Source organism: Rhizobium sp. 01N447_2 (assembly GCF_056399245.1).
Map to the genome: position 1 here is coordinate 26,578 of NZ_JBFTQY010000014.1, position 25,560 is coordinate 52,137.

Here is a 25,560-nt window from a genome sequence, read left to right on the forward strand (position 1 = left end):
CCACGAAATTCCACTGAGGTAGCATGTCTGTCTATCAATTGAAGTCCAGATTTCAAAATATTCTTCGCCCTCTGGTGCGCTCCCTCGCGGCACGAGGCGTCACCGCCAATCAGGTGACTTCAGTTGCCGCCGCCGTCTCTGTTGCATTGGGCCTTTTTCTGAGTGTCGCCCCGCTTCCGCATTGGTTCCTGCTGGTGCCTGTATGGTTTCTCCTGCGCATGGGCCTCAACGCCATCGACGGCATGCTCGCACGCGAACATGGACAGAAGAGCATTTTAGGCGCGTATCTGAACGAGATCGGTGACGTCGTGTCGGATGTCGCCCTGTATTTGCCGTTTGCGCTCATCGATCCGAACGGCTTGGTACCGGCGATGGCCGTCATATTCCTCTCGGCGCTGACGGAATTTACCGGCGTTCTGGGTCAAACGGTCGGGGCAAGCCGGCGTTACGACGGGCCGCTGGGCAAGAGCGACCGAGCGGTGCTTTTCGGCGCGCTCGGCATCTTTGTCGCGGTTGGCGGTACGTTTGCAGCATGGACTTCGTGGCTTTGGGCGGTGGTGGCTCTACTTCTCATATGGACCATCCGCAACCGTATCAGCGCCGGTATTCGCGAGGCGCACACGGCCGCCCGATAGGGAGCGGAGCCGATCTGCTGCTGCCAGTTCTTCCATCGGCAAATGTGATTCGGAACTGTATCGAGGCTTTTTGCCGCCGGTCACGCGTTAGGCTTCAAGGGTCCGTAACTCTTTTCAGCAGGCTGCTCACTGCCGCCGGCGGTGGCTCGCGACATATCTCGACAATCGATGCTGCCTCTGTCCTCCTAACCGCACGTTAAGTCCAGGTTGGATTTTTAGCGCCACCTCTTGAAAGCACAAAAGCGGTGCTTTATGTTTTACCTATGGCTACCACAGGCAAGACACCGCATCCATCACTGCTGCGTTACACGCTGGCGCCTGACGACAGTGCCCGGCAGGCGCTTGATGACACCATTGCCGCCTATCTCAGGATGATCGAAATCCTGACCGGCCTCGTCACCGACAGGACGGGCGCCAATCTCGTCGTGCTGCATGACCTTGCCTATGAAACCGTCCGCGAGCAGACGGGCTTGCCGGCAAGGCTGGTCACGCTCGGCCTTCGCGATTTCGCCGCCAATCGCGGCGTCACCGCCGATCCACCGCATCTGCCGCTCGATGACAAGCTCTTCGCCATCAAAGGCCCCGCGGACCTGACGATCGCCACGGTGCACGGACGTGTTGCCGTGCCCTTCGATGTCGCGGGTTATTCCAGGGGATGGGAGAGTATTTTTCCGGCCTACCTCGTTGCAGGCCAGGATCGCTACGAGATTCACATCGGCGTTACGCCGAATTCCGCTCGGATGGAGGAAAGCATGACGAACGAAGGCATTCTCTCACGTATGGGCCGTCTGATCGCGGGCATCGCGAATGCGGCGGTCGACAAGGCGGAAGGCGTCAACAAGATCGCCGTCATCGAACAGGCGATCCGCGAAATCGACGCAGCGGCGGATGAGGCCCGCACCGATCTCGGCAAGGCGCGCGCCGAGGAATATCGCATCCAGAGCCGCAGGGACGAAATCGTCGAAGACCTGAACGCGCTCGACCAGAAGATCCGCCTCGCTGTCTCGTCTCAGCGCGATGACCTGGCAAAGGCCGGCGTTGCCCGCCAGATCGATCTCGAATCCCAGATCGCAGCTCTGGATAAGGCACTGGCCGATGCCAGGGAACAGCTGGACGAAGGCCAGAAAGCCTTGCAGGCCGTGCTCGCCACGCGCCGCGAGGCGGACGCTCGCCTTGCCGATTTCAAGCGCAGCATTGCCAGGCATCCCGAACACGCCGCAACCGGTCATAGCCAGCCCGCACCGGGTGCAGATGCTGCCCGCGCTGCCGCGGCAGTCTCTCGGCTGACCGGAGTTCCCGCTGGCGAGCATGCCCATAGTTCCGAATTGGACGAACTCGACCGGTTGCACCGCGAACAGGCGATCGAGGCACGCCTCGCACGCTTCAAGGCGGATAACCGGTAACGCCGATGGCCCTTCTCTTCGCACCCGAATGTGCTCCCTTTGCCATCGCCGCCGCCGTGCTTGCAGGTCTGACCGCGATCGAGATGCTCGCGATGGTCATGGGTTTTTCTGTGACGGAATTTCTGGGAAAGCCGGAGGTTCATGGCCATGACGGCATCCTGGCATACCTGTCCTGGCTCAATCTCGGCGGTGTCCCCCTGCTGATTCTTCTGATGATGACACTCGGCTTCTTCGCGATGACGGGGTTTACCTTGCAGGCCGTCGCCAGCGCCTTCTGGGCGCCGCTGCCAAGCTTCATCGCCGTCATACCTGCCGCGCTCGCAACCATCCCCATGGTCAGGGCATCGAGCAGAACTGTGGCACGGCTCGTACCGCACGACGAAACCTATGCCGTCGATCTCGACGCCTTCCTCGGCCGGACCGCCGAGGTGTCGATCGGCCCGCTCGATCAGGGACTGCCGGGCCGCGTCCGTGTCAAGGATCAGCACGGAAACTGGCATGTGCTTCGAGCCCGAGCCGCCAAGGGCGAGGTTCCGCTTGGGATCGGCGCTTCGGTTCTTCTCGTCGATCACAAGGCAAATGTCTTTATCGCCATTCCCGCGCCGGTCGACCCCACCGATGCGAACAATCAATCTTTCAGGGAGCAGCAATGATGTACGACGTTATTCTACCAGCCGGCATTGGGATTGTTCTGATCTTCGGCATCGGTTTTGTCCTCGCCTCTCTTTACACGCGCTCCAGTCGCGATGAGGCCTATGTGCGCACCGGTCTCGGCGGCCAGAAGGTCGTGCTCGACGGCGGTTCAGTCGTCCTGCCGATCTTCCATTCGACCGCCCGGGTCAACCTGAAGACACTGCGCCTCGAGGTTCGCCGCGGCGAAGGCGATGCGCTGATCACCAAAGACCGCATGCGCGTCGATATCGGCGCCGAGTTCTATGTGCGCGTGAAACCCGATGCCTCCTCGATTGCGCTTGCAGCTCAGACACTCGGCAACCGCACCAACGACGCCGAGGCCCTCCGCATCTTGATCGAGGCGAAATTCGTCGACGGCCTTCGCTCGGTGGCCGCGACGATGAATCTCGACGCGCTGCAGGAACAGCGCATGGATTTTGTCAAGGCCGTGCAGGAAGCTGTCGGCGCCGATCTCCAGTCGAACGGTCTCGAACTCGAATCCGTGTCGCTGACACGCCTCGACCAGACCGATATCAAGCATTTCAACGCCAACAACTTCTTCGACGCACAAGGCCTGGCGGCATTGACCCGCATCACCGAGGGACGCAAGAAGGAGCGGAACGAGATCGTTCGCGACACCGAAGTCGCCATCGCCCAGAAGGATCTCGAGGCCCGCCAGCAATCGCTGACCATCGAGCGGACGAAGCGAGAGGCCGAACTCAGCCAGGAAAGAGACATCGCCAACAAATCCGCGGCGACACGCGCCGAAACCGCGCAGCAGGAGCAGGCCGCAAAACGCGCCGAGGAGGAAGCCCGCATCGCTTCCGAACAGGCGATCGCCGAACGCGAGGCATCCGCCAAGCAGGCTCGCGAAAGCGCCAACATCGACGCCGCCCGCGCCGTCCAGCAACGCGAAACCGAAGCCAAGCGTGACCTCCAGATCGTGGCACAGGAGAGCGCGATCGCCGTTGCCAACAAGAGCCGCGAAGAATCCGAAGCGAAGGCGGCTGCGGAAACGGCCCGCGCGCTGGCGATAGCGGCGGAGGAAAAAGTCGGCACCGCCAAGGCGATCGAGATTGCCGAACGCGAAAAGCAGATTGCCGTGATTGATGCGCGCAAGAAAGCCGAGACGGAAGCAACCGCCGTCACCGTCGGCGCGGAGGCCGAAAAACAGGCAGCAAGCGACCAGGCCGAAGCCATCAAGACGCTCGCAACCGCCGAGGCGGATGCGGCGATCATCAAGGCCAAGGGCATTCTCGAAACCGGCAAGGCCGCGGCCGAGAGCGAAGCATTGCTCAACGACGCGCGCAACAAGTTGAGCTCTGCTATCATCGAGTTCGAGATCACCCGCGAACGTATCCGCATCATTCCGCAGGCGCTCGCCGAGGCCGTCAAGCCGATCGAGAAGATCTCCGATATCAGGATATTCGATACCGGCGGCATGCTCGGCCGCGGAAACGGAGCGACCGGCGGAAACGGCATCGGGCTCGGCGAAGGACTGGCCAGCCAGCTCCTCTCCTATCAGGCGAATAAACCGATCCTCGACAAATTGCTGAAGGAAGCCGGCTTCGACGGCGACGATGCCATCTCATCTCTTCTCGGAAATCTCGATGGCGCAAAACCAGCAAGACCTGCAACCGCCGCAGCCCCGGCAAAGCCGGCAACACCGGCCGCAGCCCCGACACAAACGATCATCCCTCCGGCCCCGAAGCCGGCACCAAAGAAGGACTGATCACCGCACAAGCGGGTCTGGACCAGAACAGGATGATTTTAGGCCGGTTCGGCCTAAAATCTGAATCCTGTTCTAAATTAAATAGTTAGAGCATGATATCGCCCGAAAACCGCACACACTTTTCGGCATCCTGCTCTATCTCACCCAACCCGTTGCCAGCGCGCCTGCCCAGTCGGCACGGCCCCTTTCGGCGGCCAATGCCGATATCGCCATATAGTCGTAGGCGACGGTTCTGAACTGCCATGTCCATCCGCCCGCCGCCTTTTCCAGAATGGCATAACTCGCCAGCGGATGGCCGGCTTCCACCTTGTGGTAATAGGGCAGCTCGTCGTCATAGGCCTGGCAGCCGACGCTGCCGGGATTGACGATGAGGCGGCCGTCGGAAAGCCGGACAGCGCGGGGAATGTGACTGTGGCCGGAGAGGATCAGCGGCAGGTCGATGCCTTCGGCCAGTGCCGCGATCGCTTCGATCGGCTTCAGGAAGACGAAGCCCTCCGGCGAGACCGATTCCAGCCAGTAGAGATTGTCGTCCTTCGGCGTTGCGTGGCAGAGATAGATCTCGCCGCGATAGACGGTATCGAACGGCAGGCTTCGTATCCAATTGAGATGAGACGACGACAATTGACCGTAAGCGGCGGCATCCGAAGCATGCATTGCCGCCGGGTCCTGTTCGATCAGGTAGCGGTCGTGATTACCACGGACCGAGGTCAGGCCGAGCGGCATCAGCAAGTCTGCCGTCTTGCCGGCCTCGAGCGGGCCGCTGAAGAAATCACCGAGATTGACGATCTCATCGATCCCCTGCTCACGAATATCCACAAGCACGGCCTCGAGCGCCAGATGGTTTCCGTGGATATCGGCAATTGCCGCAAACCGCATTTTTTAGCTCCCTCGGTAGGTGGAATAGCCATAAGGCGATATCAGTAACGGCACATGGTAGTGCGCCGCGACGTCGGCAATACCGAAGCGGATCGGCACGAGATCGAGGAAGGCGGGATGCGGCAGCGGCGTGCCGCTGGCCCTCAGATAATCGCCGGCGTGGAAGACCAGTTCATAGATGCCGGCACGGAAACTTTCACCAACGAGGATGGGGCCGCCATCAACCCGGCCGTCGGCATTGGTCTCGACCGTCTTCAGATGTCTGCGGATCTCGCCGTCGAGCTGGAAAAGATCGATCCTCAGGCCCTCGGCGGGCTTGCCGAGGGCGGTGTCGAGAACATGCGTGGTCAGTCCGGTCATGGGTCTGGCTCGTTGATCGTGAAAGGGGTTTCGAAGAAGTATTCTTCCAGATTATTGCCCGGCCCGTCGCGGTCGACGACCAGGAAATCTGAGGCTTGCTCGAGCGCCATCAGCGGATGATGCCAGACATTGCGGCGGTAGTTCACACCCTGGTCGCCGCGCGCGAGAAACACCTGCGGCCTGCCCGGGCGGCCGTTCTCATCCTCGGAGACGATGACGAGAAAGGGACGACCCGAGACCGGCGAGAAACTCTGGCTGCCGAAGGGATGGCGCTCCATCATGCCGACGTCATAGGGGAAACTGCGCGGCTGGCCACGAAAGAGGTTGATGATGACGCGTGCGCCCTCACCCGTCGCCTCAGTGGCGGCCAGCGCATGAAAACGCTCCGTCGTGCCACCATTGATGAGCCGCATCGAGGCCGGATCGGCTTCGATCACCTCACCGAAGGGAGCAAAGACGGATCTGGTGAGCGGGCGGACGTCGAGAAGCTCAGTCAATTACCTTACTCGCCTTGGGCATGCCAGTTGCGGACGCCATCGATCGCGGCAAGAAGCTCCGGCAGCGTGCGCTGCGTCGCCTCCCAGATGTCGGAGGGATCGAGATCGAAGACGTCGTCGAGGATTCGGTTGCCCGTCCCGCAGATTTTCGTCCACGGCAAATCGGGATGCTCGGTTGCAAATGCCGGATATGTCACCAGCAGACGGGATGCCGCCACCCCGATGGTGAAATGGCAGAAGGCAACCGCCTTGAAGATCAGTTTATCCCCGGCGAACGCCTCCCCATCCATTCCTCCAACAAAGAGCAGCGCATCGGATGCCGCCTCTTGCATATCGTTGAGATAATCGACAGCGCGCCGCTCGCTCATTCAGCCTCCGGCAGCATCGATGTGAGGCGCAGCAGCGCGATCTTTTCGACCTGCGCCGTTGCGGTCGCGAATTCCTCGTCCTGCCCGTTGCCGATGCGTGTTTCGAAGGCCGACAGGATGTCGTCCTTGCCAAGTCCCTTGACGGCGATGATGAAGGGAAAGCCGAATTTTTCGACATAGGACGAATTGAGTTCGGTGAAGCGGGCATGTTCGGCCGGGCTCAGGCGATCGAGACCGGCGCCGGACTGTTCCTTCCGGCTGTCTTCGGTGAGTTCGCCTGATATTGCGAGGCGCCCGGCAAGATCTGGATGGGCGCGGAGCACACCGAGGCGCTCCTGTGGGCTTGCCGTCCGGAAGACGGCGGCAAGGGCCGCATGCACGCCGGCCGCCGTCAGCGGCCCCGTCACGTGGCCAGCGTCATAGGCGCGCTCGGCGATGAAAGGCGAATGTTCAAAGACGCCGCCGAAGCGGGAGACGAAATCCTCGCGCGACACCATCAGAGCGCTTCCGGCTGATGGTGCTTGTGCCAATGCTCGGCGATCTCGATGCGGCGTGGAATCCAGACATTGTCGTGCTTCAGCACATATTCGATGAAGCGTTTCAGCGCCGCTGCCCGGCCGGGACGTCCGACGAGGCGGCAATGCAGGCCGACCGACATCATCTTCGGGCTGCCGGCCTTGCCTTCCTCATAAAGCGTGTCGAAGGCGTCTTTCAGATAGGTGAAGAACTGATCGCCGGCGTTGAAGCCCTGCGGCGTTGCAAAACGCATGTCGTTGGTTTCGAGTGTATAGGGGATGATCAGGAAGGGTTTCCCGTCGACGCCCTTCACCCAGTAAGGCAGGTCGTCGGCATAGGAATCGGAGGAATAGAGGAAACCGCCCTCCTCCTGCACCAGTCGAAGCGTATTGTCGGAAGGCTTGCCCTGGTACATGCCGTAGGGCCGCTCGCCGGTGAGTTCGGTGTGCAGTCGCACGGCTTCGAGGATATGCTTGCGCTCCAGATCCTCGGGAAAATCCTTGTATTCCAGCCAGCGGTAGCCGTGGCTGGCGATCTCCCAGCCGGCCTCCTTCATCGCGGCAACGGCCTCGGGGTTGCGGGCCATCGCCAGCGTCACGCCGTAGACGGTCGCCTGCACCTTGAGATCGGTGAACATTCGCCAGAGCCGCCAGAAGCCGGCACGCGAACCATACTCGTAGATCGATTCCATGTTGAGGTTGCGCTGTCCTGGCCAGGCGGCCGCGCCGACGATCTCCGACAGCAGGTTTTCGGAAGCCGCATCGCCGTCGAGGATCGAGCTTTCGCCGCCTTCTTCGTAGTTGATGACGAACTGCACGGCGATGCGTGCCTCGTCCGGCCATTTCGGATCGGGCGTCAGACGCCCGTAACCGACGAGATTGCGCGGATAAGTCTCGGATACCATCAAATCACCTTCTGAAAAGACGGGGAACGGTAGCATCCGCAGCCGGAATGTCGAGACGGAAACTGCTCGACCAGATTTTGTCTTGGCAGCGCAAGGCCTTAGCTCATCGGCATCCTTAGGCGATCCTGCGCGCGCTGACCTTACCCATCGGATGCAGCGAATGAACGCGGAAAGGGCCGCCCGTGCCCTCCTCGATCATCAGCGCCACGTTCGAAACCGTGACAGGCTCGCTCAGGACAGGCTCGAAGATCGTCCGCAGCACCGGCTCGATGCGCGGCATATCGATCATGTTGACGGGGCCCGTCACCGGCATATGAAAGCGGAACTCCTCCATCACATAGGGATTGCCCCAGCGATGCAGATTGGCAAATTGCGTCGCCGACAGCCCGTCCGGATCGCTGCGTTCAATCTCGGCCTCGCTGAGCGGTGCGCGGAAACGATCGAATTCCTGCACCAGCGCCGAGGCAAGATACTGGATCTGCTCGCAGGGAACACTCGGCAGCAGGCTGTAGAAATTGCCGAGCCGGGCGACTTCGATACGCGGAATCTGGAAGGGAACGAAAGTCCCGGAAAAACGCATCAAATCGCGCAGGAGTTGCGATTCGGACATGTCGTGGGACAGATGAAACGGCGCCTTCAAAACGCCGTGAAAACCGTAGCGCCGGGGCACGGCGGTATGGAAGGCGATCTCGTGAATGCCGAGGCCACGAACTGCCGGAGGCTCCATCATATCGCCCGAAAACACATTTCGGCCAAGCCAATTGGCGGCCACGAGCGACAGCGGGTCGCTCGCCGGGGGCGTGAAGCAAATGGCATAGCGCATGCAATTTCCTCCATCAAGGAAATGAGCGCCGTCCAGATCCGGCGCCGTCAATGCGCAAGCAGATAGGTGATTTGCATGACAGAATAACGAAACGCAGCGGCGCCGAATTCACGTTTAACGTGAAGCCACCGCGATGTGGCTTGAAATAGCGAAGCTTTCCGGCAGCAAAAATCCGCAGTCTGTATCGCCTGCGATACATATCGTCGCCTCCGCCAGCCTGTGGGCGAGCCCGAAGCTGACCTTGAAGCCGCCGGTCAGCGCGATCAGGCGCCGGTGATCGGGATGGCGGCCGATCATTGGATCTCGGTCGATCGCCTTCGGGCGAAGCCCCGCCCAACGCTCGACAACGGGGGCATCGCGAAGCGTCGGCACGATGCCGCGCGCCGCCTCGATCAGCACGTCGAGCTGGGCGTCGGTCGAGGTGGGATCCTCAAAACGGTTCTCGCTGGTGCTGCCGATTGCCGCGTGCCCGCCCTCGTGCGCGACGACATAGAGCCCGTCGAAGAAGATCGTCGGCAGCGCCGGGTCGATATCGGCTTTCAATAGCGCTGCCTGCCCCTTGACCGGCTGGCCAAGCGGTTGTTTCAGCCCCGCCGTCAGGCCTTGCAACAACGGAAAGGATTGATGACCGGCAGCCAGGATGCAGTGACCGAAAGCGATGGTTTCACCGTTTATTTCGGCCGTGCCGCGATCGGGATCGAGATCGGCGATCCCGGCATGCTCTCCAATTCGCACATGCCCTGCTCGCCGCAGGAAAGCGACGAGCACCGCAATCAGCGAGCGCGGCGCCACGCGGGCAGCGAGCGTGTCGTGCACGAAGCCACTCTCGCCGACAGACGCCTCGATCCAGCCGTCCACATCAGGCCTGTCGAGCACATGCCAGTAGAAACGGCGGTCGCCCGCCCGCCAATGGCGTTCGGCATCCCGGGAGTGACCGAGCGCTATTTTGTTGAGATGCGGCTTCGGCAGCGGGATCACCCGCCCGGACCTGGTATAACCGGCGGAAAGCCCCGTTTCGGCTTCAAGCGCGGCGATCTCAGCTTCGAGCGAGACCAGTGCATCGAACTGGAACTGCTTCTTCTCAGACCACCGGTCCGGCATATGCGGCATCAGCGCGCCAAGCAAGCCGCCGCTTGCACCTTCGCCCAATCTGCCGGCGTCAGTAACAAGAGTACGGATGCCCCGGCGCTCGGCATGGACGGCCGCCCAGAGACCCATGATGCCGCCGCCGACGATCAGCAATTCGTAGGACGATTGACCTGAGACCGGCGCAGGACTATCGGCTTTTTCCATGACAGATGTGAACCCCGATCAGATTGGCGCGGGCGCGCCGCAGCCGCTCGAATGGCGCGACGGCGATATGCCCTATTCCACAGCCTTTGGCGATCATTTTTATTGCCAGACCGATGGGCGGCTGGAATGCGGCCATGTTTTTCTCGCCGGCAATGGCCTGCCGGAGCGCTGGAACGGGCGGCAGAAATTCCTGATCGGAGAACTCGGCTTCGGCACCGGCCTGAACTTCGCCGAAACCTGGCGGCAATGGAAACTCCACCGTGCAGACAGCCAGCACCTGCATTTCATCTCCTTCGAACTCCACCCGATGCGCAGCGAAGAAATCGGCCGGGCGCTGTCGCACTGGCCGGAGATCGATGCCGAACGCGAGGCGCTGACGGCGACGTGGCCGCAAACACCCACGGATACCATCTCGCTCGATCTCGATGGTCAGACGACGCTCAGCGTCGTCTGCGGCCATGCCTTGGACGGCGTCGCGGCAGCCAAGCCCGGCTTCGACGCCTGGTATCTCGACGGCTTCGCTCCGTCGCGCAACAGCGATATGTGGTCGGAGCAGTTGATGCGGCTCGTCTGTGAGAAAAGCGCAGCGGGCGGCACTTTCGCCACCTATGCGGCGGCCGGCTTCGTGCGCCGCAACCTCATCGCCGCGGGCTTCGCCGTCGAGCGCCGCAAGGGCTTTGCCGGCAAGCGCGAAATGCTCTGCGGCATCAAGGCATCACCCGATCAGCGTGCAGATCAGTAGCCATTCAAAGTGCTACAGCGTCCTTTTCGCGTCTTAAAAGATGCGCGGCGCTGTAGTGCGCTCCGGCTGCTGCTCGCTTGTTCCGAGCCACTGGCGGATTTTTTCCTCAAGCAGCTCGGGGCTGATCGGCTTCGACATGTAATCGTCCATGCCGGCATCGAGGCAGAGCTCGCGGTCGCTTTCGAGCGCATGGGCGGTGACGCCGATGATCGGCACTCGGTGGCCCTGCCCCTTTTCCCGTTCGCGGATCGTCTGGGTCGCCTGATGACCGTTCATGACGGGCATCGAGACGTCCATCATGATGATGCGCGGCGTATACCGCTCCCAGGCGGCGACCGCTTCCTCGCCATTGTCGACGACGAGGAAGGAAAGACCCGTGCCTTGCAGGATCTGTGTGAAGACGATCTGGTTGACCTCGTTGTCCTCGGCGACGAGCACGTCGACGAATTCAGCAGCCCGCTTCTGCGGCACGAGTGCGGGCGCGGGCACGGCCGCTTCCGTCTGCAGCCGGGCGATCTCGGCCTCGGAGGCCTGTTTGACGCGGCTGGCGCGCACCACCTCGACGACGGTGTTGCGCAGCACGTTGGCGCGCGCCGGTTTCATCAGATGCGCATGGCCGTTCAGCGCCGCGAATTCCTTCTCCGTGCCCGAAATATCCATCGACGTCAGGAAGATGATCGGCAGTTCGACGAAGCGGGGATCGGCTCGTAGCCTGCGCGCGACATCGGCACCGTTCATATCGGGCATGTGATAATCGAGCACGACGGCATCGACGGTGACGCCAAGATCGGCAGCCGCCTCCAGGATCGCAAGACCGGTACCGCCACCCTCGGCGGCCACGCCGTCAAAGCCCCAAAGAGACAATTGCTCGGTCAGGATTCGCCGATTCACTTCATTGTCGTCGACGACGAGGATGCGCGCACCCTGCACGTTGATCGGCAACGGCTTCGGCTCAAGGCGGGCGGCCGCGACCGCAAACGGCAGATTGACGGTGAAGACCGAACCCTTGCCCCATTCGCTGTCGACGTTGAGATAACCGCCGAAGAGGTCGACGAGCCCGGCGGTGATCGCAAGACCCAGGCCGGTACCCTCATGCCGCCGGGTCGATGAGGCATCCACCTGCGAGAACTTGTCGAAGACGGATTCGAGCTTCTCCGGCGGAATGCCGATACCGGTATCCTCGATACGGATGCTCGCCATGATCTCGCCGCCGGCAGCTGTCTCGAAACCGACATCGACGAAGACATGGCCGCGCTCAGTGAACTTGACGGCGTTGCCGACGAGATTAGTGACGATCTGACGGAAACGCCCGGCGTCGCCGATGACGGCGGCGGGCAGATCGGGTGCGGCCCGCACCAGGAGCTCGATGTTCTTCTCGGCGGCGTGTGAAGACAACAGTGTCGCCACGTCCTCTACCGCTTCGGTGATGTCGAAGGCGGCTTTGCGCAGTTTCATCTGCCCGGCATCGATCTTCGAAAAGTCGAGGATGTCGTTGATGATCGTCAGCAGCGCATTGCCGGATTTGACGATGATGTCGACGAATGTCTTCTGGCGGGTATCGAGATTGGTCTTGGCAAGCAGTTCCGCCATCCCAAGCACGCCGTTCATCGGCGTGCGGATCTCATGGCTCATATTGGCAAGGAATTCGGATTTGGCGCGATCGGCGGCTTCGGCGCGCGACAGCAGCTGGCGTAGTTCCTCTTCGCGGCTCTTGAGTTCGGTGACGTCAGTAAAAAGCGCCACCCAATGCTGTCCCCGGCTGACGGTCGCATCCATGTTCACCCAGCGCTCGCCGCCGACGTGAAAGGCCGTGGAGATCGGCAACCTGGCCGCGATATTGTCGCGCCAACCCTGCAGGGTTTCAGCCGCCGCATCGTGGAAATCGCCACGCGCCGCGCAATATTCGAACATGCCAATCCAACCCTCGCCACGCTCGAGATAGGTGGCCGGAATCTGCAGGATGTCAGAAAGCGCCTCGTTGGACATCCTGATGATGCCGTCCTGAACGATGGCGAGGCCCTGCGGCATGGCGTGTGTCGCATCGCGCATCATTTCGCCGAGCCGCTCCAGCGCAGCGCGGGTCTCGTGGATCTCCTTTTCCCGCTCACGCACGGCCGTGATGTCGGCATAGGTGAGCAGGATTCGGTCATTCGAGATACGGCGGCTATCGAAGATGACGGATTTGCCGCCCGCCCAGCCGAGCTCGATCGGCTCGGGCTCCTCGGTCTCGAACAGGTGCTTGCGGAAATCGTAGATCTCCTCGGGCGTCTGCGTGCCGTCGTAACGACCGAGCTCATAATTGCGGCGGATGACGTCGATGAAGGGGCGGCCGTCGAATGGATCGTCGAGTGGCAGCTCCCAGATGCCGTAGAACTCGTCGTTGACGTAGAGGATCCGGTGGTCGTTATCGAGGATCAGCACGCCGACTGGCAGCGAGCGCAGGATATTCTCGATGTCCCGGTGCAGCAACTCTTTGTGTTTCTGCGCTTCGATCAGCGCCTTCTCTCGTTCCTTGAGTGGCGAGATGTCCGAAAAAGAGCCGACGACATAGGGCCGTCCATCCGCCGTCACGACGCGATTGACGCGCGAAAGGACGGAATAGATATGGCCGTCCTTGCTCGGCAGCAGGCTTTCGATTTCCTTCGACGTGCCTCCCTCCAACGCCAGCAGGTTTTCCTGGTAGATCGCCTCGCCGCCGTCCGGACCGAACATTTCGTGTTCGGTCATCCCGAGGACCCGAGAACGGTTATGGCCGCTGAAGGTTTCGTAATATTGATTGGCATAGACGAGGCGATGCTTCTCATCGCGCACGAAGGCAGCGACCGGGAGGTCCTCCAGGATGGTCCGCAGCAGGTCGAGCTCATTGACGCTCTCGTGCCAGGCCGTTTCGCTGATAGCCGCAGGTTTTGCGCCGTTGCGATAGGCGGCGTTGACGACCAGCGGCCGGCCATCCCCAGCAAAGATGCCGATCGGATGGTCGTGCTGTTCCAGCGCCTCGCGCACGCGGGCGAAATCGGCGGCGACGTCGCTATCGTCAACGGCGCGGCGCGGCGGCTCTCGCACTTCGAAAATGCCGAGCACATAAGCCCGGTCGGCCGATGGCGAAAAGCTTTCTATCTGTATGCGTTCATGGCTGAGGCCCGCCGCATCAAAGCAGATGGCGTTTTCCTCTGTGCCGAACACCAGCGCACGGCGTTCCTTGTCCTCACGATCCTCTTCCTCGGGACGGTCAAGAAGCTCGCGGCTGCGCCTACCGATGAAATCGGAGATCTCGCGGCCTAGAAAACGGGCATAGGCCTCGTTGACAGCGATGTAGCGCAGCTCGCTGTTCTTGACATAGGCCGGGGTATCCAGATCAGCGATCCGGCGGCAAGCCAACTCCAGAAGTTCCCCGGCTGATTTCAAAAATATCGCTCCCGCAATGAACGAAATATCGACTACAAAAACTATAACGCCAAGGCTTTTAACAAGGTTTTAACCATAAATTTCGACAGCGGAATTTTACGAGCCGGCTCACGAGGCTGAAGATAATTCGAGATGACCAGCTCCGGCTTGCACGAGACTGAAAGGACGCCGGCAATAATTCCTTTCGACGTTGGGATCCGTTGAAATCATGACGAAAATTTAATGCCGAAACGGCTTGCGCGGCCATTGCGCTGCCGCGATCCGGGCCAAGTCTCGGCATGGCTTTATGGAAGCCATGCCCATGAAAGGAAAATACCATGTCCGTTCTTCATAAGACCATGGCGACGGGCCTGATCGCCCTGACCTTTGCCGGCGCCTCGCTCGCTACCGCCACCACCGCCGATGCCCGTCCACGCGATGCCTTCTGGGGCGGCCTTGCAGCCGGCGTCGTCGGCGGCGCTCTGCTGTCGGAGGCCGCCCGTCCCGCCTACCCGGTCTATCCCGCCTATCCGGCTTACCGCCCCTATCCCGTCTACCGGACCTACTACCGGCCAGACTATTGCCACTTCGAATGGTTGCACGATGATTGGGGCAATCCCTATCGCGTTAAAGTCTGCCAGCGATAGCGCAAACCGCATCCGGCGGCGCTTGACCTCCCGGCGGTGCCGACCGAGTGCCCTCACCAACGACCAAATGAAACTGGCGGATTTTCATCCGCCAGATCAAGCCGATCAGACCGTATTTTCAACCGTTACGGAGAAAGCTCCTCCAGCACGCGATCCTTGGTTTCTACCGCAAACAACATCGTGATGATTGCACCGACGATCAGAATGGCTGCGAAGCTCGCAAAGACATACTGAATGCCCATGGAAGACATCACCGTGCCGACGATGATCGGGCCGGTCGACGATCCCAGGCGAAGCCAGGCACTGCCGGTTCCGGTTCCCAATGCCCTCAGGCGCGTCGGGTAGATCTCTGCCGAGTACAGGTAAAGGGAGAATGTGACGGTCTGGACGATCGCATAAGCGAGGCCGGCTAGAACCAAAACCTGGATGGGAGAGGTCGCGCCGAGCCATGCGAGAGCCAGCAGCGGCACGGGAGCGAGAAGCAGCGCCCCCGTGTACCAGCGTTTGCGTCCCACCTTGTCGATGAGCAGCGCGCAGATGACAGCGGCGATGACGCCTCCGACTGATGTCAGGAACCCATAGAAGATGCTGGTTTGAAGCGGGAGGTTGAAGACCTGTCGATACAGGGTCGGCAGCCAGGTGATCGTACCGTTGGCGACCGTATAGGCAGTGAACCACATTGCCCAGATGGAAAGCGTCCGCTTCAAGTAGACGCCCTGGAAGAGCTCGCGCCAGTCCGACTTGCGGTGGACCGGCGCTTGGAGGAGCTTCGGTTCGGGCAATTCCTTGCCGGCTGCACGAGCACTTTCTTCCATGCGGGTGACGATAGCGTTTGCTTCGCCATAGCGGCCGTTGGCAGCTAGCCAACGCGGTGATTCCTTCAGGAACCAGCGCAGAGGAATCATGATGATTGCGGGAACGAGACCGACGACGAACATCGCCTTCCAGCCGTAAACCGGTACCATGAAGTAGCCGATCAGCCCGGCGCCGACGAGGCCCAGCAGGAACATGACCTCATAGAGGAGGAAGAACTTGCCGCGCCCCTTCGATCCGATCAACTCGTTGATATAGGCGCTGGCGACCGGAACCTCGCCGCCCGTGCCGATCCCCTGGACGAAACGGAAGGCCATCATCATGCCGGCCCCGGCGGCAAACAGGCATGCGACATCCATGCTGACGAAGAGCAGGATCGTGAACAGAAGAACTTTCAGCCGGCCGACCTTCTCGGCAAGCCAGCCAAACAGGATCGCACCGATCAACTGCCCCAGATAGCCAATCGACAGGATCATGCCGGTCTGTGAGGGAGTCAGGCCCCACTCGCGGACGAGGACGGGCATGGCATAAGCAATGGCGATGACCGTGTAGCCGTCGAAGAACGTTGCGGCGCCGACGATATTGCGCGCCCAGAATACCTCGCGGGTGATGGGAAGGCGCTCCAGACGAGCGCTGATTTCGGCCTGAGGATCAGCGGCATTCGCCGTCTCAGCCGGCATAGGCTGTATGACATTCATTGGTTCCTCCTTCTCGCCCCGTGGACTACCACTCTCCCGGCCAGGGGCGCTCCTGCTCGATGGTTGCTACTGCGCGTCAGTTCGTCCCGTCAGAGCAATGGCCTTCAAAGACGTTCAAGTCTGCGGCGGGTTTCCATGGTTTCCTCCTCCCTTGGGAATGCGCCCCTGCGACCTGCGCAGGGGCGTCAAAGAGGTCACTCGGCTGCCAGCAACTGGTCAACGCGACCGATACCGGCGGCGTCGAAGGCAGCAAAGATCTCTGCTTCGGCCTTTTCGCCAAGGTTCTTCAGCGGCTCGCGGATCGTGGCGTGATCAAGGATACCGCGGTGGACAAGGCCGAGTTTCAGGGCCACGGTGCCTTCCATGTGAGAGCCACGGTGATAGACGGCACGCGTCACCGGAAGAAGGCGTTCGAAGACCTTGCGCGCTTCCGGATAGTCCTGTGCCTTGCCGGCTTTGATCAGGTCGATCAGCAGCTCGGGCGCGATATTGCCATAACCGACGAGCAGACCGTCGACATCGAACATGGTTGGCAGCAGCCATTCATCGTGGCAGCTCAGAACTTGCAGCTTTGGATTGGCTTTCTTCAGCTCCGGAATTTCGACATACCAGCGCTTCATATTTCGCACGCCGTTCTTGGTAGCGACGACGCCTTCCTGGGTGGCAATCGCAAGCTGTGTATCCAGATCGTATGATGCCTTGGTGGCGTCGGGATACTGGAACAGGATGCACTGGAGGCCAGACTCCTGCCAGATTGCCTTGTAGCGATCCTGAGGCGCTCCCTTCTGAAAGCCGAAACGCAGCCAGCCGTGGTTGGGATAGACGAGCGCGCCGGTAGCCCCAGCAGCCTTGCATTTCCTGGCCTCTTCAGCGGCGACCCTCGTGCCTTCACCGGTAATCCCGGCAATGATCGGAACGGCACCGTCGACTGCTTCAACATAAGTGCGGATGAGAGCGAGGCGCTCCTCTTCCGTGAGGAAGGTGCCCTCACCGGCATGACCGAGGATGACGAGGCTTTTGACGCCTTCCATCGAGACCAGCCATTTGGCGAGTTTGGCGTTGGCTTTGTGATCAACTTCACCGTCGCGGGTGAAAGCGGTAACGGGGGCCGGGCTCAGCCCGCGCATATCCATCGGTTGCATATTGGTCTCCTCCTTCGTGCGATCGCGGTGCATTCGCGACCGATATAGGATCGTTTACGGGAACGTTCCCACTATCGTTCTCGAATTCTCTGGAGTCAATATCTTTTTTGGTGCATGCTCAGAATGGCGACGGCCGATTGCCGACTCGAATGGAAAAGGCTCAATGAATTCAAAGACGGATGAAGTTCCGGGACAGACCCGCGTCACTATTCACGGCGTCGCTGCCGCAGCCGGTGTCTCCAAATCTACCGTGTCCCGCATACTGGACGAGAGGCTTCCCCGCTCCGACAGCGAGACCGCGCGGCGCGTGCGCAAGGTTGCCGAAGAGCTCGGATACGTTCGGGATGTTTCCGCAGCGAGCCTCAGGCGCGGCAACACGATGACAATCGGGGTGATCGTGCCCAGGCTGACGGATACGGTCATGGCCATGCTTTATGAAGCACTGGCCAAGGCCTGCAGCCGTAGTGGCCGCTTCGCGATTGTCGCAACGACCGACGACAAGCCAAAGGCAGACCGGCTTGCGGCCGGGTCTCTGCTGAAACGCGGTGTCGATGGTCTGATTCTTTCGACAGCGCGGGAAGACGATGACTTTCCGGACGAGCTGGCAAAACGCGGTATTCCTTATGTCCTCGCACTCCGGACGGATGGCCACAGCCTCTCGTCGGTCGGCGATGACAGGCTCGGTGGGTACCTCGCCGCCCGCCACCTCCTCGATCTCGGCCATCGCAGAATTGGCGTCATCGCCGGTCCATCCTATGCCTCCAGTTCGCGGGGCCGAGTGGAGGGTTTCCGCCACGCCCTGGAAGAAGCTGGATTGAAGGCAGACCCCTCATACATCATTCCCTCGACATTCGGCATCGAGTCCGGTGCGGTAGCCGTCGAGACACTGATGCATCTTAGTCCGCGCCCAACCGCTATTTTCGCCGTCAACGACAATACCGCCATCGGCGCCTTGTCGGGACTGACGAAACTTGGCCTTTCCGTGCCGCAGGACATCTCGATCGTAGGCTATAATGACATTCCGATTGTCAGCCACCTCCCCACGCCGCTCACGACGTTGCGGGTGCCGTTTGAGCAAATTGCATCAAACGCCCTTGATCTTCTTGCCGGTGACAACAGCTCTGCCGACGAGCGTATTCGGATCTCGGCCCCAACCCTCATTCCAAGGAAATCGACGGCACCGATACGCTAAAGCTCGCACCACGCAGACCATGCTGCCCTCATGCGGGCCGCATGCGGCGGTCGCATAGAGAGGAAGGACCAGCATGCCGGAACCGCTCAAGAACCTGCTGCATGAGGCATTGGTCGGCGATATGGCCGATCGCATTTCCGGCAACGCGCCGACTTTCGATAAAAACCGCTTCGTGACCCTGGCGACCGAGGGCCTCACCGCGCTGGAGCTGATGGAGCGCTCGGCTCTGATCCGCGACGCGCTGTTTGCCACCCTTCCCGGTGATTTCCGAGAGGCTGCAGCCATGCTCAAGGCGAGCCTGCCCGCCGCCGACAGGCCGGGGCTCTCCGGCTGGATGCTGCTGCCGGTCAATCAGTTCATCGCCGCACGCGGCCCCGATCATTTCGATCTCGGTCTCGATCTCCTGAAGGCGCTGACGCCGCATTTCACGGCCGAATACGGCATCCGCCCCTTTATCCACCGTGACCAGCAGCGCGCGCTGGCGATCATTTCCGGCTGGGTCGACGATCCCGATCAGCATGTGCGCCGGCTGGCGAGCGAGGGAACGCGGCCGCGCCTGCCCTGGGCGATGCGCCTGCCGCAGCTCGTGCAGGATCCGGCGCCGATCCTGCCCATCCTGACCGCGCTGATGGATGATCCGGAGGAATATGTGCGCCGCTCCGTGGCCAACAGCCTGAACGACGTCGCCAAGGATCACCCGGATCTGGTCGCCGCCTTCATCGCCGGCCATATCGACGGCGCTTCACCCGAACGCCGCTGGCTGCTGAAACACGCCTCGCGCACGCTTCTGAAGAAGGGCCACGCGCAGGCGCTCGCCAATTTCGGCTTCGGCGTGGCCGCTTCGCTCGAATGCGAACTGCGGATCCAGAATGTAGAGGTGATGTTCGGTGCAGGACTGGATTTCGAAATCCGGGTGACGAATGCCGGCGAGATCACTCAATCGCTGATGATCGACTATGCCATCCACCATATGAAGGGCGACGGTTCGCTCTCACCCAAGGTCTTCAAGTGCAAGACGATAATGCTTGCTCCCGGGCAAAGCCACGCGATTGAGCGCCGCCACGCCATGCGGCCGATCACCACGCGGCGCTATTATCCCGGCGAACATCGCATTACCATCATCGTCAACGGCGCAGAGATAGCATCGCAAAGCTTCGTCCTCTTCATGCCCTCAGCTGACCCGGGCTGAGGCTTTCTTGTGCACTGCACTTGACTTTCCACGCGAACTAGCCCAAATGCGGGTCAGCTTTCACCCTTCCGGCCGCCGCGTGAGCGTGCCCCTGCTGAAAAATACAGATGCAGGAAGAAGGGACAAAAGCGCATTTCGTTAGAGTGCCGCACTCCCCATGAGCGGCCAGAAGCGCTGGAAAGCTTTTTCCAACTCACAAGTTCCCACTTCACGCGGGGTTCTTGACGCCAGAATGAAACCGGATCGCATGGTGCGTTCCGGCGATAGTCGTTGTGGCGCCCCGAAAGGTTTTGCCTTGACTAATTTTGAATCGCTTGGTGTCTCCAAGCCGATCGTCGCTACTTTGTTCCAGCTCGGCATCGAAACGCCGACGCCGATCCAGGAACATTCAATTCCTCTCCTCCTCGAAGGCCGCGACCTGATCGGCCTTGCCCAGACCGGCACCGGCAAGACGGCCGCTTTCGGCCTGCCGCTGATCGAAAAGCTACTCGCCGATGAACGGCGTCCCGACAACCGCACGACGCGGACGCTGATTCTCGCCCCGACCCGCGAACTGGTGAACCAGATCGCCGAGAGCCTGAAGAAGTTCATCCGCAAGTCGCCGCTGCGCATCAATGTCGTCGTTGGCGGCGTTTCGATCAACAAGCAGCAGCTTCAGCTCGAAAAAGGCACCGACATCCTCGTCGCCACACCGGGCCGCCTGCTCGACCTCGTCAATCGCCGCGCGATCACGCTGACTGCGGTTCGTTATCTCGTGCTCGACGAAGCCGACCAGATGCTCGACCTCGGCTTCGTGCATGATCTGCGCAAGATCGCCAAGATGGTGCCGAAGAAGCGCCAGACCATGCTCTTCTCGGCCACCATGCCGAAGGCGATTGCCGATCTTGCCGGCGAATATCTCGTCGATCCCGTCAAGGTCGAAGTCACGCCCCCGGGCAAGGCTGCCGACAAGGTCGAGCAGTACGTCCATTTCGTCGCCGGCAAAAACGACAAGACGGAACTGCTCCGCAAGTCGCTGACCGAAAACCCTGATGGCCGCGCCATGGTCTTCCTGCGCACCAAGCATGGTGCCGAGAAGCTGATGAAGCATCTCGAAAACATCGGCTACTCCGTCGCTTCGATCCACGGCAACAAGAGCCAGGGTCAGCGCGAGCGGGCGCTGAAGGCTTTCCGCGACGGCAGCGTCAAGACGCTGATCGCCACCGACGTCGCCGCCCGCGGCATCGACATCCCGGCTGTCAGCCACGTCTACAATTACGATCTGCCTGAAGTGCCTGACGCCTATGTCCATCGCATCGGCCGCACCGCGCGCGCCGGCCGCGACGGCATCGCCATCGCCTTCTGCGCTCCCGATGAAGCCAGGCTGCTGCGTGATATCGAGCGCCTGATGGGCATCGACATCACTGTCGCAAGCGGTGAAGCTCCGGCAAACATGAACGGCGCGCCCCGTCGCGCCAACGGCAACGGCAACAACCGCAATCGCAATGGCGGCCAGGGTCGCGAAGGTCAGGGTCGCGGCGAAGGCCGCGGCGACCAGAACCGTTCGGAGCATCGCGGCAGCCGTCAGGAACGCCGCCCGCGCCGCGAAGGTGAAGGCAGTGAAGTCCGCGCCGGCGGCGAAGAGCGTCGTCCACGTCCGGAGCGCCCGACCGGCCGCAATGAGGATTTCCGTGGCCAGCGCCGCGGCGAAGCGGCCCCGAATCTCGGTCCTGACAACGATCTGGCCTCGACCTCCGACTTCCGCCCCTCGGCAAAGCCGCAGCGTCCTGCGCACGCCAATGGCGAACCGAGCGGCCATCACCGCGGCAACAGCCGCCACGCCCATGGCCGTCCGGCCCGCAAGCATGGCGAAGACCGCGGCCCGCAGCAGGCCCAGGCCGGCGAACCGCGCCGGGACGGCAACGGCGGCAATCGTCGCGGTGGCTCCGGCTCCCGCAACGGCGGCGGCCAGCGCCGCGAACGCGCCTGATCGTTGAACGACTGAAAAACGGAAAGGCCGGGGATATCTCCGGCCTTTTTTGTTATCTACGCCTCCGCAGGCCTATGCTCGCTGAACGCCTTGCGGTTCGTGAGATAGACGCCTGTCACGACCACCACGGTGCCGACGATCAACGGCAGGGTCAGCGGTTCTCCGAAGGCGATGAAGGCTTCGAGAGCGACCGCTGGCGGCATCAGATAGATCAGCGAGGCGGCGCGCGACACCTGGCCGCGGCGGATCAGATGAAGCAGAAGCCCGACGCCGCCCATCGACAGACCGAAGACCGACCAGGCGAGCGCGCCATAGGCCTGCTTGGTGCCGTCGAAGTGCTGATGCTCGAAGATCAGCGAAAGCGGCAGGGTGAGGATCAGCGCGCCGATATATTGCAAAGTCGCGATGGTTCTGAGGTCGCCGGATTGCAGGTGCTTCTTCTGATAGAGCGTGCCGTAGGTGACGGACGCCATGGCGACGAGGTTGATCGCCAGCGGCAGGCCTGCATGTGTGAGATCGGCGGTCGCCGGACCGAGCAGCTTCGGCGAAATGGCAATGGCAATGCCGATAAAGCCAAGGGCAAGGCCGAGTTTCTGCGCCTGCTGCAGCCGCTCGCCGATGAGGAAGGGAGCTGCCATTGCCGTCAGCAGCGGCTGCAGCGCCGCGATGATGCCCGATATGCCGGCCGGCACGCCATTGGCGATGGCCCACCAGAGACCGGCGAGATAGAAGCCATGCAGGAAGAAGCCGGAATAGATGGCGCGCAACGCCGTCGCCCGACTTTTCGGCCATTGCGCCCGCACCACCAGGCAGAGCGCCAGGAATGCCGCCGCCGACAGCGCGTAACGTATCGAAAGAAAGGTGAAGGGCTCGGAATGCAGCGAGGCGTATTTCGCCACCACCCAGCCCGTGGACCAGAGGAGGACGAAAACGGCGGGGGCAAGGCGATCAAGGGACATGGGGCGGCTCGGGAGAGAGGGGTCCGCCGTGCTGATAGCCCCACCCGGCCACTGCAGTCAAAAGCGAAGCGTTGATGCTTATCTGAAATTTCGCTGATCGCAGAGAGCCGATGGCAGTTTTGCCAGCTGGTGGTTTACCACCAAGGGCGGCCAGCCTCGCGCACATGACCATATTCGACCGCCTTGACCGAACGAAAAATGATCACATGCTCAGATTTTGCGCAAGCCTGCAGGTCGATCATCCGCCACGCCGCACCGCATCGCTTTAAATGCCCAGATTTTCACCCATTTCCCGCAGCGCAAAATCTTTTGCTCGAACTGCGCATGGTTCTTGCATTGCCATTTGCGTTGTATTCAAATGAACAAAAAGGGGAGCCGCGCTTTTGGCATTTGATGAAATGATTACCGGGGACGAAAGTCCTCGCCCGCCTTACGAAAAATACTTCGAGTGGTACAACAGCCAAGACCGGGCGCATCTGATTGCCAAGTCCCGCGATGCGGAAAACATCTTCCGGAAGACAGGCATCACCTTCGCGGTCTACGGCCATGCCGACAGTTCCGAAAAGCTCATCCCCTTCGACATCATTCCCCGCATTATCTCCGCCCGCGAGTGGCGCAAGCTCGCCCAGGGCATCGAGCAGCGGGTGATCGCACTGAACGCCTTTCTGGACGATATCTACCACAAGCAGGAGATTATCCGCGCCGGCCGCATCCCGCGCGAGCTGATCGAGAACAACGTCACCTTCATCCCCGAGATGATCGGCTTCCGGCCACCCGGCGGCGTCTATACCCATATCGTCGGCACCGACATCGTACGCACCGGAGAGGACCAGTTTTACGTGCTGGAGGATAATGCCCGCACGCCCTCCGGTGTCAGCTACATGCTGGAAAACCGGGAAACCATGATGCAGATGTTCCCTGAGCTCTTTCATGAGAACAAGGTGCAGCGTGTCGAGGATTATCCCTATCTGCTGCGTCAGAGCCTCGCCTCGCTCGCCCCTCCCGGCTGCAAGGGCAAGCCGCGCGTCGCCGTGCTGACGCCGGGCATTTACAATTCCGCCTATTACGAGCATTCCTTCCTCGCCGACATGATGGGCGTCGAACTGGTTGAGGGCGCGGATCTGCGCGTCATCGACGGCAAGGTGAAGATGAGGACGACACGCGGTTACGAGGCGATCGACGTGCTCTACCGCCGGGTCGACGACGACTTCCTCGATCCCCTGACCTTCCGCTCCGATTCCGCGCTCGGTATTCCCGGCATCATGGATGTCTACCGCTCCGGCAACATCACCATCGCCAATGCGCCAGGCACCGGCATTTGTGACGACAAGGCGATCTATTCCTATATGCCCGAGATCGTCGAATTCTATACCGGCCGCAAGGCGCTGCTCGAAAACGTGCCGACTTGGCGCTGTTCGGAAGCCGACAGCCTGAAATATGTGCTGGAACACCTGGAAGACCTCGTCGTCAAGGAGGTACACGGCTCCGGCGGCTACGGCATGCTGGTTGGCCCGACAGCATCGAAGAAGGAGCGCGCCGATTTCGCCGAGAAGCTGAAGGCCAAGCCGAACAATTACATCGCTCAGCCGACGCTGTCGCTCTCCACCGTGCCGATCCTCGTCAACAAGGGCATTGCTCCGCGCCACGTCGACCTTCGCCCCTATGTACTTGTATCCGACAAGGTGCAGATCATTCCGGGCGGGCTCACCCGCGTAGCGCTGAAGCAAGGCTCGCTGGTGGTCAATTCCAGCCAGGGCGGCGGCACCAAAGACACTTGGGTATTGGAGGACTGATGCTCGGAAGAACAGCAAACGGCCTCTACTGGATGTTTCGCTACATCGAGCGCGCCGAAAATATAGCCCGCCTGATCGATGCGGGATTACGCATGTCGCTGACCCGCAGCAGCACCGGCGATGACAATTGGGATGGCGTTCTACAAAGTGCGGGCGTGCGCGAGGCTTATGACGAAGGCCACAACAAGCTGACCAACGCCGACGCGATCGACTATCTCCTGCGCGATCGCACCAATCCGTCGAGCGTCATGTCTTGCATCGATTCCGGCCGCAACAATGCCCGTATGGTGCGCACGGCGCTGACGCGGGAGACCTGGGAAGCGACCAACGAATGCTGGATCGACTTGAAGTCGCTGCTCGAAAAGCGAGTCAAGGCGGCCGAAATGCCAGAGGTGATCGATGTCATCAAGCGCCGCGCCGGCCTCATCCGCGGCGCCTTCCATGGTTCGACGCTGCGCAATGAGCTCTATAATTTTGCCCGCATCGGCACCTTCATCGAGCGAGCCGACAATACCAGCCGCATTCTCGACGTGAAATATTACGTGCTGCTGCCCTCGGTTTCATCAGTCGGTTCCTCTCTCGACAACGTCCAGTGGGAATCGATCCTGCGCTCGGTCTCGGCGCACCGCGCCTATAGCTGGGCCTATGACGGCGAATACCGGGCGATGAACATCGCCGACTTCCTGACCCTCAATGTCCAGATGCCGCGCTCGCTTGCCTATTGCTACGAGAAGATCGTCAGCAATCTCGGCTATCTCGCCCAGGATTACGAGGAGCGGCTTCCCGCCCACGATACCGCGGATTCAATCCGCAAGACACTGCAGACAAGGGCGATCCGGGATATCATGGATCAGGGCCTGCACGAGTTCCTGGAGGATTTCGTCTCGCGCAATAACAAGCTCGGCGCGGAAATTTCCGATGGCTACCGGTTCTATGTATAAGCGGATAACAAC

23 protein-coding genes are annotated in these 25,560 nt (G+C 61.1%); 11 read left to right on the forward strand and 12 right to left on the reverse strand.

Features of this window, described 5'->3' with window-relative positions:
* Positions 1 to 23 precede the first annotated feature (23 nt).
* The 4 genes from AC1ECN_RS11200 to AC1ECN_RS11215 all read left to right on the forward strand — a co-directional run bounded on the left by AC1ECN_RS11200 (position 24) and on the right by AC1ECN_RS11215 (position 4,442).
* Positions 24 to 635, forward strand: a complete 612-nt coding sequence (locus AC1ECN_RS11200) for a CDP-alcohol phosphatidyltransferase family protein (protein ID WP_018495251.1) — start codon at positions 24 to 26, stop codon at positions 633 to 635.
* A 245-nt stretch (positions 636 to 880) separates the two neighbouring features.
* The gene (locus tag AC1ECN_RS11205) at positions 881 to 2,038 is read left to right on the forward strand and encodes a PspA/IM30 family protein (RefSeq protein WP_130662041.1); all 1,158 of its coding nucleotides are present in this window, start codon (positions 881 to 883) and stop codon (positions 2,036 to 2,038) included.
* A gap of 5 nt (positions 2,039 to 2,043) precedes the next feature.
* A complete protein-coding gene (locus AC1ECN_RS11210) occupies positions 2,044 to 2,691 on the forward strand; it encodes an OB-fold-containig protein (RefSeq protein WP_018495253.1) in 648 nt (215 codons plus the stop codon).
* Positions 2,688 to 4,442 carry a flotillin family protein gene (locus AC1ECN_RS11215; protein ID WP_018073861.1) on the forward strand — a complete coding sequence of 585 codons (1,755 nt, stop codon included), beginning with the start codon at positions 2,688 to 2,690 and terminating at the stop codon, positions 4,440 to 4,442. Before AC1ECN_RS11210 ends, AC1ECN_RS11215 begins: the two co-directional genes overlap by 4 nt.
* Positions 4,443 to 4,577: 135 nt before the next feature.
* On the opposite strand, the gene AC1ECN_RS11220 is transcribed toward AC1ECN_RS11215, so the two are convergent.
* From AC1ECN_RS11220 to AC1ECN_RS11255, 8 genes are all read right to left on the reverse strand, one after another.
* Positions 4,578 to 5,318: a metallophosphoesterase family protein gene (locus AC1ECN_RS11220; RefSeq protein WP_130662043.1), complete on the reverse strand. Its 741-nt coding sequence runs from the start codon at positions 5,316 to 5,318 to the stop codon at positions 4,578 to 4,580.
* A 3-nt stretch (positions 5,319 to 5,321) separates the two neighbouring features.
* A complete protein-coding gene (uraH, locus tag AC1ECN_RS11225) occupies positions 5,322 to 5,678 on the reverse strand; it encodes a hydroxyisourate hydrolase (protein ID WP_018073859.1) in 357 nt (118 codons plus the stop codon).
* Entirely contained in the window at positions 5,675 to 6,175 is a 501-nt protein-coding gene (locus AC1ECN_RS11230; RefSeq protein ID WP_018073858.1) for an ureidoglycolate lyase, read from the reverse strand. The genes uraH and AC1ECN_RS11230 overlap by 4 nt, the downstream gene beginning before the upstream one ends.
* Positions 6,176 to 6,180: 5 nt before the next feature.
* Positions 6,181 to 6,543, reverse strand: coding sequence for a HepT-like ribonuclease domain-containing protein (locus AC1ECN_RS11235; RefSeq protein ID WP_018073857.1), 363 nt, complete (start codon positions 6,541 to 6,543; stop codon positions 6,181 to 6,183).
* Positions 6,540 to 7,040, reverse strand: coding sequence for a 2-oxo-4-hydroxy-4-carboxy-5-ureidoimidazoline decarboxylase (gene uraD, locus AC1ECN_RS11240; protein ID WP_018495258.1), 501 nt, complete (start codon positions 7,038 to 7,040; stop codon positions 6,540 to 6,542). The genes AC1ECN_RS11235 and uraD overlap by 4 nt, the downstream gene beginning before the upstream one ends.
* Positions 7,040 to 7,963, reverse strand: a complete 924-nt coding sequence (gene puuE, locus AC1ECN_RS11245; protein ID WP_024319463.1) for an allantoinase PuuE — start codon at positions 7,961 to 7,963, stop codon at positions 7,040 to 7,042. Before puuE ends, uraD begins: the two co-directional genes overlap by 1 nt.
* Before the next feature lie 115 nt (positions 7,964 to 8,078).
* Positions 8,079 to 8,786, reverse strand: a complete 708-nt coding sequence (locus AC1ECN_RS11250; RefSeq protein ID WP_018481554.1) for a DUF1045 domain-containing protein — start codon at positions 8,784 to 8,786, stop codon at positions 8,079 to 8,081.
* Positions 8,787 to 8,900: 114 nt separating this feature from the next.
* On the reverse strand, positions 8,901 to 10,079 hold the full coding sequence (locus AC1ECN_RS11255; protein ID WP_130672955.1) for an NAD(P)/FAD-dependent oxidoreductase: 1,179 nt from the start codon (positions 10,077 to 10,079) through the stop codon (positions 8,901 to 8,903).
* On the opposite strand from AC1ECN_RS11255, the gene mnmC2 reads away from it, so the two are divergent.
* Entirely contained in the window at positions 10,078 to 10,821 is a 744-nt protein-coding gene (mnmC2, locus tag AC1ECN_RS11260; protein WP_024319461.1) for a tRNA (5-methylaminomethyl-2-thiouridine)(34)-methyltransferase MnmC2, read from the forward strand. The two genes, AC1ECN_RS11255 and mnmC2, sit on opposite strands and share 2 nt — an antisense overlap.
* Before the next feature lie 33 nt (positions 10,822 to 10,854).
* On the opposite strand, the gene AC1ECN_RS11265 is transcribed toward mnmC2, so the two are convergent.
* Positions 10,855 to 14,226 (reverse strand): response regulator, encoded by a 3,372-nt coding sequence (locus tag AC1ECN_RS11265; RefSeq protein ID WP_024319460.1) that lies wholly within the window; start codon positions 14,224 to 14,226, stop codon positions 10,855 to 10,857.
* Positions 14,227 to 14,543: 317 nt separating this feature from the next.
* Between AC1ECN_RS11265 and AC1ECN_RS11270 the strand changes: the two genes are divergently transcribed.
* Entirely contained in the window at positions 14,544 to 14,852 is a 309-nt protein-coding gene (locus tag AC1ECN_RS11270) for a hypothetical protein (protein WP_003561784.1), read from the forward strand.
* Between the two features lie 125 nt (positions 14,853 to 14,977).
* On the opposite strand, the gene AC1ECN_RS11275 is transcribed toward AC1ECN_RS11270, so the two are convergent.
* Complete coding sequence (locus AC1ECN_RS11275) at positions 14,978 to 16,363, reverse strand: MFS transporter (RefSeq protein WP_477952989.1); 1,386 nt, start codon at positions 16,361 to 16,363, stop codon at positions 14,978 to 14,980.
* A 194-nt stretch (positions 16,364 to 16,557) separates the two neighbouring features.
* Positions 16,558 to 17,505 carry a dihydrodipicolinate synthase family protein gene (locus AC1ECN_RS11280; protein ID WP_024319458.1) on the reverse strand — a complete coding sequence of 316 codons (948 nt, stop codon included), beginning with the start codon at positions 17,503 to 17,505 and terminating at the stop codon, positions 16,558 to 16,560.
* A gap of 163 nt (positions 17,506 to 17,668) precedes the next feature.
* Here AC1ECN_RS11280 and AC1ECN_RS11285 point away from each other — a divergent pair, with 163 nt between their 5' ends.
* From AC1ECN_RS11285 to AC1ECN_RS11295, 3 genes are all read left to right on the forward strand, one after another.
* The gene (locus tag AC1ECN_RS11285) at positions 17,669 to 18,697 is read left to right on the forward strand and encodes a LacI family DNA-binding transcriptional regulator (RefSeq protein ID WP_130662047.1); all 1,029 of its coding nucleotides are present in this window, start codon (positions 17,669 to 17,671) and stop codon (positions 18,695 to 18,697) included.
* 73 nt (positions 18,698 to 18,770) lie between these two features.
* Positions 18,771 to 19,886 carry a DNA alkylation repair protein gene (locus AC1ECN_RS11290; RefSeq protein ID WP_024319456.1) on the forward strand — a complete coding sequence of 372 codons (1,116 nt, stop codon included), beginning with the start codon at positions 18,771 to 18,773 and terminating at the stop codon, positions 19,884 to 19,886.
* Between the two features lie 247 nt (positions 19,887 to 20,133).
* Positions 20,134 to 21,855: a DEAD/DEAH box helicase gene (locus AC1ECN_RS11295; RefSeq protein WP_024319455.1), complete on the forward strand. Its 1,722-nt coding sequence runs from the start codon at positions 20,134 to 20,136 to the stop codon at positions 21,853 to 21,855.
* Between the two features lie 56 nt (positions 21,856 to 21,911).
* On the opposite strand, the gene AC1ECN_RS11300 is transcribed toward AC1ECN_RS11295, so the two are convergent.
* Entirely contained in the window at positions 21,912 to 22,814 is a 903-nt protein-coding gene (locus AC1ECN_RS11300; protein ID WP_018495267.1) for a DMT family transporter, read from the reverse strand.
* 383 nt (positions 22,815 to 23,197) lie between these two features.
* On the opposite strand from AC1ECN_RS11300, the gene AC1ECN_RS11305 reads away from it, so the two are divergent.
* A complete protein-coding gene (locus tag AC1ECN_RS11305; protein WP_018073843.1) occupies positions 23,198 to 24,607 on the forward strand; it encodes a circularly permuted type 2 ATP-grasp protein in 1,410 nt (469 codons plus the stop codon).
* Entirely contained in the window at positions 24,607 to 25,548 is a 942-nt protein-coding gene (locus AC1ECN_RS11310) for an alpha-E domain-containing protein (RefSeq protein ID WP_018073842.1), read from the forward strand. Before AC1ECN_RS11305 ends, AC1ECN_RS11310 begins: the two co-directional genes overlap by 1 nt.
* The last annotated feature ends 12 nt before the right edge of the window (positions 25,549 to 25,560 follow it).

Excerpts from the sequence above, each read along its gene's own strand:
- AC1ECN_RS11290 (WP_024319456.1), top strand. The coding sequence starts at position 18,771 with ATGCCGGAACCGCTCAAGAACCTGCTGCATGAGGCATTGGTCGGCGAT.
- AC1ECN_RS11215 (WP_018073861.1), top strand. The coding sequence starts at position 2,688 with ATGATGTACGACGTTATTCTACCAGCCGGCATTGGGATTGTTCTGATC.
- mnmC2 (WP_024319461.1), top strand. The coding sequence starts at position 10,078 with ATGACAGATGTGAACCCCGATCAGATTGGCGCGGGCGCGCCGCAGCCG.
- AC1ECN_RS11310 (WP_018073842.1), top strand. The coding sequence starts at position 24,607 with ATGCTCGGAAGAACAGCAAACGGCCTCTACTGGATGTTTCGCTACATC.
- puuE (WP_024319463.1), bottom strand. The coding sequence starts at position 7,963 with ATGGTATCCGAGACTTATCCGCGCAATCTCGTCGGTTACGGGCGTCTG.
- AC1ECN_RS11220 (WP_130662043.1), bottom strand. The coding sequence starts at position 5,318 with ATGCGGTTTGCGGCAATTGCCGATATCCACGGAAACCATCTGGCGCTC.
- uraH (WP_018073859.1), bottom strand. The coding sequence starts at position 5,678 with ATGACCGGACTGACCACGCATGTTCTCGACACCGCCCTCGGCAAGCCC.
- AC1ECN_RS11275 (WP_477952989.1), bottom strand. The coding sequence starts at position 16,363 with ATGAATGTCATACAGCCTATGCCGGCTGAGACGGCGAATGCCGCTGAT.
- AC1ECN_RS11255 (WP_130672955.1), bottom strand. The coding sequence starts at position 10,079 with ATGGAAAAAGCCGATAGTCCTGCGCCGGTCTCAGGTCAATCGTCCTAC.
- AC1ECN_RS11295 (WP_024319455.1), top strand. The coding sequence starts at position 20,134 with ATGGTGCGTTCCGGCGATAGTCGTTGTGGCGCCCCGAAAGGTTTTGCC.
- AC1ECN_RS11285 (WP_130662047.1), top strand. The coding sequence starts at position 17,669 with ATGAATTCAAAGACGGATGAAGTTCCGGGACAGACCCGCGTCACTATT.
- AC1ECN_RS11235 (WP_018073857.1), bottom strand. The coding sequence starts at position 6,543 with ATGAGCGAGCGGCGCGCTGTCGATTATCTCAACGATATGCAAGAGGCG.
- AC1ECN_RS11300 (WP_018495267.1), bottom strand. The coding sequence starts at position 22,814 with ATGTCCCTTGATCGCCTTGCCCCCGCCGTTTTCGTCCTCCTCTGGTCC.
- AC1ECN_RS11200 (WP_018495251.1), top strand. The coding sequence starts at position 24 with ATGTCTGTCTATCAATTGAAGTCCAGATTTCAAAATATTCTTCGCCCT.
- AC1ECN_RS11250 (WP_018481554.1), bottom strand. The coding sequence starts at position 8,786 with ATGCGCTATGCCATTTGCTTCACGCCCCCGGCGAGCGACCCGCTGTCG.
- AC1ECN_RS11280 (WP_024319458.1), bottom strand. The coding sequence starts at position 17,505 with ATGCAACCGATGGATATGCGCGGGCTGAGCCCGGCCCCCGTTACCGCT.
- AC1ECN_RS11210 (WP_018495253.1), top strand. The coding sequence starts at position 2,044 with ATGGCCCTTCTCTTCGCACCCGAATGTGCTCCCTTTGCCATCGCCGCC.
- AC1ECN_RS11270 (WP_003561784.1), top strand. The coding sequence starts at position 14,544 with ATGTCCGTTCTTCATAAGACCATGGCGACGGGCCTGATCGCCCTGACC.
- uraD (WP_018495258.1), bottom strand. The coding sequence starts at position 7,040 with ATGGTGTCGCGCGAGGATTTCGTCTCCCGCTTCGGCGGCGTCTTTGAA.